General features: G+C 48.5%; 7 protein-coding genes. 2 read left to right on the top strand and 5 right to left on the bottom strand.

The genetic code is table 11. The features are described from left to right. Positions 1-19: 19 nt before the first annotated feature. Positions 20-1483 (top strand): sodium:solute symporter, encoded by a 1464-nt coding sequence (locus tag Tanf_RS00540; protein ID WP_046824518.1) that lies wholly within the window; start codon positions 20-22, stop codon positions 1481-1483. Between the two features lie 15 nt (positions 1484-1498). On the opposite strand, the gene creD is transcribed toward Tanf_RS00540, so the two are convergent. From creD to Tanf_RS00520, 4 genes are all read right to left on the bottom strand, one after another. Beyond that, a complete protein-coding gene (creD, locus tag Tanf_RS00535) occupies positions 1499-2899 on the bottom strand; it encodes a cell envelope integrity protein CreD (RefSeq protein ID WP_014225473.1) in 1401 nt (466 codons plus the stop codon). A gap of 90 nt (positions 2900-2989) precedes the next feature. Then, a complete protein-coding gene (locus Tanf_RS00530; protein WP_014225474.1) occupies positions 2990-3304 on the bottom strand; it encodes a winged helix-turn-helix domain-containing protein in 315 nt (104 codons plus the stop codon). Next, complete coding sequence (locus tag Tanf_RS00525; protein WP_041590843.1) at positions 3301-3951, bottom strand: hypothetical protein; 651 nt, start codon at positions 3949-3951, stop codon at positions 3301-3303. The genes Tanf_RS00530 and Tanf_RS00525 overlap by 4 nt, the downstream gene beginning before the upstream one ends. A gap of 255 nt (positions 3952-4206) precedes the next feature. Beyond that, positions 4207-10008, bottom strand: coding sequence for a hypothetical protein (locus Tanf_RS00520; RefSeq protein WP_046824517.1), 5802 nt, complete (start codon positions 10006-10008; stop codon positions 4207-4209). Positions 10009-10522: 514 nt separating this feature from the next. Between Tanf_RS00520 and Tanf_RS16215 the strand changes: the two genes are divergently transcribed. Beyond that, complete coding sequence (locus tag Tanf_RS16215; protein ID WP_046824516.1) at positions 10523-11638, top strand: TlpA disulfide reductase family protein; 1116 nt, start codon at positions 10523-10525, stop codon at positions 11636-11638. Between the two features lie 63 nt (positions 11639-11701). On the opposite strand, the gene Tanf_RS00510 is transcribed toward Tanf_RS16215, so the two are convergent. After that, positions 11702-12373 (bottom strand): RluA family pseudouridine synthase, encoded by a 672-nt coding sequence (locus tag Tanf_RS00510; protein ID WP_046824515.1) that lies wholly within the window; start codon positions 12371-12373, stop codon positions 11702-11704. Positions 12374-12432: the final 59 nt, after the last annotated feature.

Raw genomic sequence — 12432 nt, 5'->3', positions numbered from 1 at the left:
CAAAAAATACGCAATTTCTATGAGCAGTCAGCTTATTCTTCTGATTATTGTCGCCTATTTTGGTCTGTTGTTGTTGATCGCATGGATAACGGGACGTAAGAGTTCGAGTAACGATGCTTTCTTTTTGGGAAACCGTAAGTCGCCATGGTATATCGTGGCCATCGGAATGGTGGGTTCGTCTCTCTCGGGGGTGACGTTCGTTTCGGTGCCCGGCTGGGTACGCCAGATCGATATGACGTATATGCAGACGGTGCTCGGCTTCTTCTTTGGTTATGTGTTGATTGCGAATGTGCTGCTCCCACTCTACTACAAGTTGCAACTCACCTCCATTTATACATATCTCGAAACGCGTATCGGGCGGCGGAGTTACAAAACAGGGGCCTCGTTCTTCCTGCTCTCGAAAATTATCGGTGCGGCGGCGCGGCTCTATCTCGTGGTGCTTATCCTGCAGACCTACGTATTCAGTACATGGAATATTCCGTTCGGGATTACGGTCATCGTCAGCATCCTGCTCGTCTGGCTTTATACTTACCGCAGTGGGGTGAAGACGATTATCTGGACCGATACGTTGCAGGCGCTCTGCCTTGTCGGGACGCTTGTGGTGATCATCTGGCAAGTAAAAGACCGGATGGGACTGGACATGACGGGCATGTGGCAGGCGGTTACGGACAGTCCCCATTTTCGTATGTTCGAGTGGAACGACTGGGGCAGTACGCAGCATTTCGTAAAACAGTTTTTCAGTGGCATATTCATTACCATTGTGATGACCGGATTAGATCAGGACATGATGCAGAAGAATCTTTCGTGCAAGAGTTTAAAGGATGCGCAGAAGAATATGTACACTTATGGACTGGCTTTTACGCCGATCAATTTTTTGTTCCTCTGTCTCGGAGTCCTGTTGCTCACGCTCGCTGCACGGCAAGGAATCACGTTGCCGGCTTCGGGCGACGATATCCTCCCGATGTTTTGTACCTCCGGCATCTTGGGAAGCACGATCCTGATTTTTTTCACTATTGGGATCATTGCGGCGGCCTTCAGCAGTGCCGACTCGGCGTTGACGGCGCTCACCACCTCGTTTTGCGTCGATATACTCGGCATCGAGAAAGAGCAGGCGAAGAAAGCCAAACAGACACGTATGAACGTGCATCTGCTTATCTCGGCGCTGTTCGTCGTCATCATCATGATATTTAAAGCGCTGAATAATCGCAGCGTGATCGATGCGATCTATGTCATCGCCTCGTATACGTATGGCCCGCTGCTGGGGCTGTTTGCCTTCGGGCTGTTTACGAAACGTCAACCGATCGACCGGTATGTACCATACCTATGCATCGCCTCGCCCCTGATCTGTTTTACTCTCGAACAGTGGGTGTTGCATGTTGCAGGTTACCGGTTCGGATATGAGATGCTGATGATTAACGGCGCCATCACCTTTGTCGGGCTATGGCTTACTTCGCTTCGGAAAGTGAGAGGACGAACGGCTTGATCTGTCTGTCCCTCCTTATTCCCGGCCGCTCCAGTCGATACGTTGCGACACGTACATGACAACCGCAAGAATCACAAACAACCCGATACTTCCTGCAAGCAAGGCATATGTCTCCATTTGTATCAGTACGAAAACATACACGTACAGGCAGGTCAGCAGTGCACCGACAGTCAATGCCGTGCGTTTGATTTTCAGTATGCCGGCCATATAGCATGTGATCAGCGACACGGTCATGGCCGATGCCACGGTATAAGCTGTCGTAAAGCCCGTATGCTCCGAGATGGAGATCAACAGTGAATAGAACAGGCATAATGCCAACCCGATAAGCAGATACTGAAACGGGTGTACCTGTTTCTTTTGCAGCACTTCGACGAAGAAACTGACGACAAACGTGAGCAGGATGATCAGCATCGCATACTTGACCGAGCGCATCGATTTTTGATAATGTTGCACAGGCATCAGCATATCTACGCCGAAGACCGATTGATCAACTTCGTCGTTCCAGTTGTCCTCGGTTAGCACCTGTGGGTAGTTGCGGTTCAGGTGCATCACTTTCCAGTCGCTCGTAAAGCCCGTTTCCATTACATTGCGATGATCGGGCAGGAAGGCACCGGTGAAACTTGGTGTTCGGCAGTCTGAGGTCAGCGCTACACTCGTCGTCTTACCGAGCGGAGCGAAATAGAGCGACTCCGATCCTTTGAGTTGCAGTCTTACGGAGAACGACACAGTTTGCCTGCGGCTGAACAGAGGGCGAACATCCGCCTTACACGATACGCCCGAGGTTAGCAGCTGGCTATGCGGAATACCCGGATTGAAAACCAGCGTCTGTTCCCCGAAAGTCATCGTTACCTGTTCTTCGATACCGCGCAGGTCAGACATACCGATGTTGATCATCGCCTCATCTAATTGCAGATCGTTCAGGCTGCCTCCCGAAATGCTCAGGTCTTCAGGCAACACGAATGTCCCTTTCATCTTGATGGGGGAATTATAGACGATGACTTCGTACAGACCGCGCTTCAGTTCTTCCGTTCGGATGTCGCCGGTGATCTCGAGTGTTTCGGGCAGTACATTGATGACGCTGATGATTTTCTCAGTTTTCCCGTCACTATCCATTCTGACGACTTCTTTGAACGGGATGGTCAGCACGGGGCCGAGCACGGTCTGCGCGCCGCTCCATTTCTGATGTACCTCGTCGGTCGCACTTTCGGCCGTTCGCTCTCGCTCACCGATCAGGTTTTCGATCATCATCATCGGGATCATCAGCAGTACGGTCAATACTCCGATCAATGTTACTTTGATGAACATCCGCCAATGCGGAGGTAAATTCAACCTGTCTCTGACAAGAGGAGGAACTTCATGCCGGGAGACTGTCGGATTGTGTTCTGCTTGCGAATTGATTTTTTGAGTTTCCATCATTTTTTTCTTTTTTTACTTGTTTATATTATGGATAAATTAATGCTTGTATATGAAAAGAACTTTGAATTGCAAAGTTTATATGTAAAAAAATTATTTTTGATATGGTTTCATCCGTTCTTTCAGGAAGGCTTCGAGGGCGTTGATGTGGGCGATGAATGCTTCACGTCCGCTCTTCGTGATGGCAAATGTCGTATTCGGTTTACGTCCGATAAACTGCTTGCTGCTCTGAAGATAGCCGAGCGCTTCCAGACTGCGCATATGACTGGCCAGGTTACCGTCCGTCAACTCGAGCAGCGATTTCATCGTGACGAAATCGACTGATTCGTTGGCCATCAGTACGGACATGATGCCTAACCGCACCTTGCTTTCAAACGCTTTGTTCAGATCTTCCGGTATCGGTTTCATCGGGTGGGGGTAGGCCGGTCGTATTTGAGATGAAAGAAAATGCCGTAAACGATGTGAAAGACTCCGAAGCCCATGGTCCAGAATAACAAGGCGTGTCCTTCGACAAAGCTGTCGGCCAGACCGAGCAGCAGTTCGGCATAACCCAGATAGCGCGTATTCGAATACGTATAACTCGAGGCATTGATTAAAGCGATGCCGTAGAAAATCAGCATGACTGACGAGGTCAGTCCGTAGTGCTGTTTCCAGATCAGCGAGAGGCAGAGAATACCGCCTACAGCGAGCGGCAGAAAAAAGTTCAGTAACATCCGTTGGGCTGTACGGTCGAACACGAATCGCTGTCCGCTGCGTTTTGCTTTCCGTCGTGAGAAAAAGAATACTGTGGTCAGACACAGCACAACGAGTATTGCCGCAAAGATCAGCATTAACTGCATGCGATAAGGCGTGTTGACCTGCAGGCGCGGAAACGAAAGCAGGTCTTGCGACCATCCACCCGTACCGCCCAGCATGTAATACGCCACGACTGCCGAAATACACGCATACCCCCCGACTAAAATGGCCGATGCACCACTTAAACTCAAAACCTTTGACGATTTCTCCATCAAAGACCTGATTTCGTTTAAGGTGTTGAATACTTCTTTATTTTCCATTTTTTTAAAGTGCTTTGCGGTGCAAAGTTAATGCAAAGATTTAAACCGGCAAATAAAATCGTGAAAAAGATTGGGGCAGGTTCTTCCCGATCACGACAAGTCGCTTGTTGTATAGATGCAGTTGAGATAACCGCAGGAAGGCTTCGCAGGAGAAATGATCCGATATGAAAAAAGTACAAAGGGTATCTGTAATCATTCCGGGATGATTTGACAGATACCCTTTTGGATAAATGTTACTTTGAATGGACGGTAGACTTATTCGATAAAGACTTTACCGGAATATCCGCTGGCCAATCGAATGATATAGTATCCGCTTTCGAGGTCAAAAACACTCAAACCGGCCTGTGCGTCTTCGCGTTTGTACAGTTGTCCCGTCACAGTGTAAATATAGACCGTTTCATTGCGCTCCGTCTCTACGTACAGTTTGCCTTTATGCGCCCATGCCTTTTGAGGTTGCTCCGTGATGTTCGTATTGGCTAACGGAGTAATACCCGATACGGTTACTTTCAGGTCTCTTGTGACCGTTTGTATGCGCACTTGCACTACACTGTCGGAAAGCATTGTTCGCTGAATACCTCCACTGAATTCTGTCCATATCGGGCTGTCGGTGGTGATTGTCATATATTTTACGCTGTATCCTTTTCTGGCTTTTATGGTGAATACGAAATCCTGCCGACTGTTTACATAGATCAAACCGTTTGCCGGAGGGGTCGTTTCGGCCGTATTGGGTACGATCAGTTCGATGCGTCTTCCTATCCCGCTTATCTTCTCATCACAGAAACTGATGTAACATTGCCGGCTGGATATACTGTCGCCGCAGATGTTTTTGACCGTAACGCGATAGAATCCCGAAGAGTCTTTGGCTAAAGCGCGATAACTCCTTTGATGGGCTCCGGGTATGGGCAATCCGTTTCTGTACCATTGGTAGAGCAGATGATGCCCTTGGGTGCCCACTTCCAAAACGTAGCTGAGCCTGTCACAGTCTCGACGGGGGGCTTTGAGGTCTTTGGTGATAACGGGAAACTCACGGAAGTATACGTTCATTGTATCCGAACTGATGATATTGGGCGGTGTAACGGTATCCTTGACCATCACATGATACTTGCCCGGCTGAGTAACTACGAAGAACGTATCGGTTGCTCCGGCGATGGAATCGCCGTCCTTGTACCATCTGTAACTTACATCCATACCGCCGGCCTTGACACGAAGCGTATCGTGATCGGTACAGATATACTTCATCGTATCCAGATTCTTGATAAACCATGGACGAAGCCATATCCGGACACGATAAGGCAGACGGAGGTTACCATTCCCGTATTCCGTATTGTTTATTACAGGGGTGAAATAGAAGACCGTATCGCCTACCATCGCCGTATCGGTGGGAATATTGATCCACGGATTCTCGGTGTTTGCAACTATTCCACCGGTTTTTTCTTTGTACCATTTGCCGTCGAACCCGTGGCTGGTGATCTGGAACCGTGCCGTGTCACCAATCCATGCGATATGAGGATACTCGACAGCCGTGAAGAGAGCGACTTTCTGTGTTTTAAGGCCAAGTTTCATCGGTAGATCGGGACAGCCTCCTTTAAATGTCACCGTACTGCGTATGGAACTGCGTATCGAATCGATGGGATTTCCTGCCCGTGTCTGTCCGTCAGGTGTATAGATAACAGGGATGAAGCAATGGATTACGGAGTTGTATCCCTTGGTTGCGTCTATGTTATATTCGCTGATCGGGAAAGGCAGCTTGAGTGTACGCACGCCTGCAACAATGGTATTGCCGACAATGGAGTCGCGTTTATTTAGCCCACTCAGGCTTCCCGATACTCCTTTATAATGGATATAAAAACTATCGATGTCGAGTTCCTTGGGCAGTTCTACGGCGAGATAGTCTCCGGATTTCATATCTTGAGCCGAACCGTAGTGTCTCTTAATAGTGAGCTTCAGCGTGTCTCGAGTATAACCTTCGTTAAAGGCAAAGGATGTATGGTCGGATGTCGCTGATTGGGGGGCTATTTGCATCTCGAAATCGTAATCGTAGTTTATATCCGGTTTGATATTCTGCGATACAATCGAGACTCCATCCCCGTTTGCATTGCCTCCACAGATATTTTTGCCATATACAATGCCGGAATATTTGATGGGATCGAATATTTGAGTTGAACACAAGGCTCTGAATTTCATTTGGATGCGTGCCGTGCGCTTTACCGTATCTACAGCGGGCGGATTGCCTGATGCACCGGGCAGAATTACGTTATTTCCCAATGCGGGAAGACCGGTATCATTCAGTTTCAGGCGTGCGGAACGCGCAGTGCTGTCGTCGGATGCGGGTCCAAACGTGTTAGTTAACACGCTTTCTAACGTCGAACCGCTCGGTAACGGATTCGTTGTGCCTATAGGGTATTCGATTTCGGCACTGCCTGGCACATAGACTTGTCCTATGGGTACCTTGAATTCCATCTCCACATTTTTCACCATCCCTTCGGATGCGTTGGAGCTTAGTTCAGCCGTGACTGTATAAGCGTTGGATGCATCGTTAGGGCTGGCTTTGACGGTATTGAGGTTGCTGGTAATCGTGCCGTCAATTTTCGCTGAAGAAGAAAGTATGATACGGAAGATTTTTTTATCAATGATATGTTCGTCGTCGATATCCAGCGGAGCGGTAGTCGTAGGAGTCCATGTCGAACCGAAGGCCGAGCAGGCATATACTGCTACCTCGCTGTGGGGGCATTCCGTGACTAAACTGGTATAAACAGGGTTATAGATCATGTCGTTATTTGCGGGCAGGTTGGGTACGTTTACCCAGCAGCCGCCGTCAGTGCCGGTGACATTAATGCCCGTATGCTCTATACCGTTGGCGATCAGTTTAACGTCTTTTACTTTTCCTTTGAAGTAGAACCATATGTTATTCAAGGCAGCGGAGGTCTTGTTGCTCAACTTCAGTCGTGGCCCGGTGGTATAAGGGCCATAGGAAACGATATCGGTATTCGGCTGATCGATGGTGAAGTTTGCTTTGGAATTCCAAATCAAGAGCGGCCAATACGTTGAATGCAATTCTTCGTCCTGTCCGGTGCGGAGATTATGAAAAGTGCGTGTAATAACCACTTTGGAAGTGTCGTGCTGAACCAACGACGGATTGATCTTCAATGTTACTTTCGGATCCAAGTACCACTGGTCTTTCCAGAGCCGCCACTTGCCTCCGGTTAGCGTGCCGGCAGGATTGTCGGTTTGGAATAGTTTGGAGAAGTCGTAGGTTCTCTCGCTTGGCGTAGAACCCGGTTCGGAAGTCAGTGTTTTGGTACCGAGCGATGGATCGTTTCTTTTGCTTACGGTGATCTGATCTTCCATCGTATAACCCGGCGGCAGTTTGTAGGTTACCTTTTTCACGTAATAAAAATAGCGCGCTTCATTTTCGAACTTACCATTAAGGTAAACCATGGTCGCTTCCCAATCGAATAGCAGATTCGTTTTGGGCATTCTGCTTTCGAATACGACAATAGGATTGCCGCCGTATGTCGATATTGATGAGGGCTTTACTAAATGGGCATTTATGCCATTCACCTGTATATCGTCGCTGCCTTTTCCTTCGGTAAACGGATTGGTCAATGCGTTTTCGCTCACCTTGAAATAGCTTGTCAAGGTAGCATTCGTAATTGTATATATTCCATTCACTCGGATAGCAGGGGTAAAATCGATCCGGATTTCGATATTGTCACCAGGTTTGAATTTGTCCGGATAACGGATCATGAAGTAGTTTTTATTCCCCGTCATGACCGTGTGGTCAACCGTGGCATCATTGGTCTTGTTTGCACCGTTTACTTTTATCTCGACATGGCCGCTGCTAAGGTTCGGGATAAATCCGTATACCGTATTTCTCGCGACGGCCGCCGTACCGTCTATCGGCAGATAAAGGTATTCGTAACGATCCGGATCTCCCGGCGAGCCTTCTACTTTTCCCCTCCAATGGAATGAACCTTCGTCTTCGCTGGCAAAGCGTTTGTGGTTGACATCCGCCTCGGGCAGTTTCTGAGTGCCGTTATCAGGGTTACCGTCATTATCGGTATCTTTATATCCAACGGAATTCTCGTGACGCTTGAGGTAGAACGTATCAAGGGCGATGCCCTCACTCTTGCAGATATGACTGACCCCCTGCTTCAGGTATCCTACTTTCGTCAGGGTTGTACTGCCCCATAGTTGGTCGGTCGTATAATAAATGGTATCCGAACGATTCGTTAATGGTGCGACACAAGCAGGCGACTTGAAGGTAACATGCAGATATCCTCGAGTTGCGCCCGAAATGCTTGCGCTTGATGTTATCTTGAAAGAACGCTTGCTAGACGAATGAGAGGTCGGAGTAAAAGTTACGGTGGCAGGGAAAGAGCCTGTCCCATTTTCATTGAGCGTTATTTTTAAGTCTTCGATACTCAGCCACGCCGGCGCTGTTACGGTAAACACGGAAGGAGCTGCATCGATCTGGCCTAATGTGATCGGTACCGTTCGTTTAAAGGTTTGTTCCCCTTTACATGTCTGACTGTTTATGCTTACCTGATTGGTAAACATAGGGAGAATTACTTTCGGTAACGTTTCTGTTTTTATCTTTCCTGTATTCTTTGAACAAAAGCCTTCTATGGAATGTATGAAGACTTCCAAGCTATGACAGTCTGGAGTACCGTAACCGGTCCACCGGAACCTTTCGTTTGTCGGCTCCTCGAATACATTGCCGTTGTGAGTGGCTACATAGAGGGTCACGGTCTGACCGGCCGGAATCATCTCATAGACTTCCATGTTGATGAAATTATCGATCATACCCGTAAACGACGATTTTAATTTTCTGTCGTTAAAGCCGTAGGTGTAACGTTTAAGGGGAGAGATTTTTTTTAAAGGACCGTTGCCATTCTGGACGAATATTTTGGATGTGTCGATGCAGCCGTAATAACTAAGGCCCCCATTAATTCTACAATCCACGGAGAACTTGCGGATAGCGGCGGTACTGCTGTTGGTAAACACTGTTCTGACCCATGTAAGCGAGCCGTCTTTAGGGACGTCTTTAGGGGCTATAGGTGCTGCGCTGCTGTTGTTTGCGGCTACGTACTGACAGCTGGTAGCCGAAAATGCCGGTGTGGAGCCCGATCCGCCCATCGCAAGCATGATCTGTTGCTCGGACGAAGTATGGCATGCGGCGCCGTTATGTGGAAAGCGTGCCGTGGCGGAAATCTTCTGGTAGCCGCAGATGACAGGCGTACCTACAGCCTTGAAAGTGATCTGTTTGCTGTTAGTGTTGTCGATCATGCTGCCTCCCATAGTTGCAGGTGAAGCGAAAGTAAGCGTGTAGGTACGTTTCCCGTCGGGCAGGTTCGTTTCGGTGGGGGTCAGTGGGCTGCCGTTGAGCTTAAACTCGGAAAGTGTGACTTCCGATGTACTGACGGTGTATGTCACTTGTGCCGACGATGCTTTGTCGGCTGATGCTGTCCTCAAATACGTAGTGACAGTCTTGGGTGTCGTTGGGATACCGTTGAAATTGATATTGTCGCCGCCTGCCGGCAAGCCGATCTGCAGAACAGGCCGTGCAGCATTGGCTGTAAGATTAGCGCTCACCTTGGAATCCGTACCGCTCAACACTTTTACCGTGAATTGAACAACACCGGGTGTAATACAGCCAGTCGCTTTTACATCGACCTGTACTTCCACTTCGTGATCTTTCGGTATGGCTCCGTTAAAACTCAGCGTGACCGTCTGCCCGGCCTGCGTTTTAGTGATTCCGATGCCGCCTATGGTCACTTGAGGATTCTCTACTTCGACATCGTTCGGCAATTGAAGCTGTACCTTGGCGTCGGTCAGGGGTCCCCCCTGTGGAGTAAACCGATAGGCGATGGTAAGCGGTTCACCGTAGGCTACCAATCGGTTTCCGCCGGTGAATTTCGGATAGCCGTCAGCTACTCTGACAGTCGTTTGCGCCTGTGCCGCCTCTATTGTGCTGACTAAGCAGAAGAAAATGAGGAGTCCTCGGAGCAAGGTCAGTAAATGACGGGAATAATTCCATCTGTACTTTCTTTTCATTTTTTTTGTTGTTATAAAGAATTAATATAGAAAAAGTATTGTTCGCAGGTATGATCGTCACAGATTATGGGGTGACGGAGACAGGAAAATATTATATAGAGGCTCTTTCGTTTCTGTTATACTCAATGGGGAAAGAACATTCCAATGATATAGATTCATTTTTGCTATAATATTGAATTACGGCGCAAAAATAAATGATTTTTTTAAAACAACAATTCTTTGATAAAAAAACACAAAGAGAAAAACGAATGATGCGTTTATGGTTATGCGTTGTTCAATAATTCTATCAATGGGTATTGGTTATCTCAAACGATTTTTTTGTCGGACAAATAATATAACCCCGATGATGTTTGCAAATTTTGGTTTTTATATGCGTATCTTTGTCTCCCGTTTGTCAGGGAATCTCCGAAAAGAAAAGGAAAAATAGAGGAGAACCATTGAGTACCGTGATTGTTATATAAATTGTTATATAAAATGTAGATAGATTGGATTGAAAATTTAAAAGATGGTTGTTATGAAAAAGATTTTTGTACTTGCGGTTTCGATAGCCGCTTTAACCGGGTGTAACCGGGGCGGACAAAAGGCCGGTTACGTGATTGAGGGACGGATTGCCGAGACGCGTACGGACGTGGAAGGGCGATACGTCTATCTGAGTTCTTTCGGGAAAGAAGGAGGGGTGATTGACAGTGCGCTGATTTCGAAGAATGCGTTTACGTTCGAGGGCGCTGCAACGAATGGACAGCTCTGTAAACTTTCTTTTGAAGAAGAGGAGGCGGCACGACCGGGCGAATCGTCGGCATTCTCGACTTTTTTCATTTTGCAGGATGGAAAAATGCAAGCCGTGCTTGATACGTTTTCGTATGTGACGGGGACGCCGGAAAATGATGCGTTCAAGACTGTACGCGAGTCGATTGCGACCGCACGCAAAGGGTATGCCGACTTGGTGAAAGCCATCCGGGCAGGCGATCGGGAAGCGGAAAAGAAGGCGTATCAGATTGATATGGACGTGTTGAATGCCGTGAAAGCGTATATCGAGGCGAATCCGACAAAGCTGTCGGCAGCCAAGCTGTTGCACGAATTTCGCTACTATATTGATGAAGGGGAACAGGAAGCCATCTTCGCCAAAGCCGATTCGACGTTTATGAGTCTTCCCGGTATCGGCCCGATGGTCGCTCACCTTGAAGTGCTGAAAAGTGTTGCTCCGGGGAAGACATTCGTCGACTTCGAGATGCCCGATCCGAAAGGAAAAATGCGTAAGTTGTCCGATTACGTCGGACAAGGTAAGAAGATCGTGCTGATCGATTTCTGGGCCTCGTGGTGTGGACCGTGCATGCATGAGATGCCGAACCTGACGGCAACGTACAAGACGTATCGCAAGAAAGGGTTCGAGATTGTCGGCATTTCGCTCGACAAGGAGGAAGAGGCTTGGTTGAAAACGATCAAAGAAAAGAAGATGGACTGGATTCATCTCTCCGACCTGAAAGGCTGGAAGTCCGGCGGTGCGGCACTTTACGGTGTGAACAGCATCCCGTGCACCGTCCTCGTCGACAGGGACGGCACGATTCTGGCACGCAACCTGATGGGCGACGAGTTAAATAAGAAGCTCGAAGAACTGTTTGCTAAGAAATAAGATCGGATAGGAGGGAGGAATAGCTCCTCCTTTCTTTCCGTCGGAGGTGGGCGCTTTGTGTGTTTATTCCGTCAGCGCTTTCCAAAGCGGTTCGTCCGGTACGGGCGCGACGATATTAATCGGTCGTTTCGATACCGGATGAACAAACGATACGCGACGGGCGTGCAGGCTGATTCCCCCGTCGGGATTGGAGCGACCGGCGCCATATTTGAGGTCTCCCCGGATGGAGCAACCGATGGCCGCAAGCTGGCAGCGGATCTGATGATGCCGGCCCGTTTGCAGGTCGATTTCGAGGAGGTAATAATTTTCGGATTGCGCGAGGAGGCGGTAATGTAATACGGCTTTTCGCGCATCCCGTTTTTGTGACGGAGTACAAACGTAGCTTTTGTTCTGTTTCTCATTGCGTACGAGCCAGTGTGTCAACTCTTGCTCTACTTCGGGCGGACGATTGCGTACAATAGCCCAATACGTTTTCTTTATCTCTCCTGTGCGAAATAACTCGTTCATCCGGGCAAGCGCTTTGCTCGTTTTGGCAAAGACGACGACGCCCGTCACCGGACGGTCGAGGCGATGCGTGACACCCACAAACACATTGCCGGGCTTGGCATACTTTTCTTTCAGCCACGTCTTCAGCAGATCGGCCAGCGAGGTATCGCCCGTTTTGTCGCCCTGCACCAGCTCATGACAGTTTTTGTTTACCGCAATCAAATGATTGTCTTCGTAGATGACTTCCATACGTTTCGTTTTTTAGGATTTCATACAGATCATCGGGCCGACGTCATGTGGTCGTCGGA

The organism is Tannerella forsythia, assembly GCF_001006485.1.
Lineage (GTDB): Bacteria > Bacteroidota > Bacteroidia > Bacteroidales > Tannerellaceae > Tannerella > Tannerella forsythia.
The sequence above is the reverse complement of the archived record's forward strand: the minus strand, read 5'-3'. Positions and strand labels throughout refer to the sequence as shown.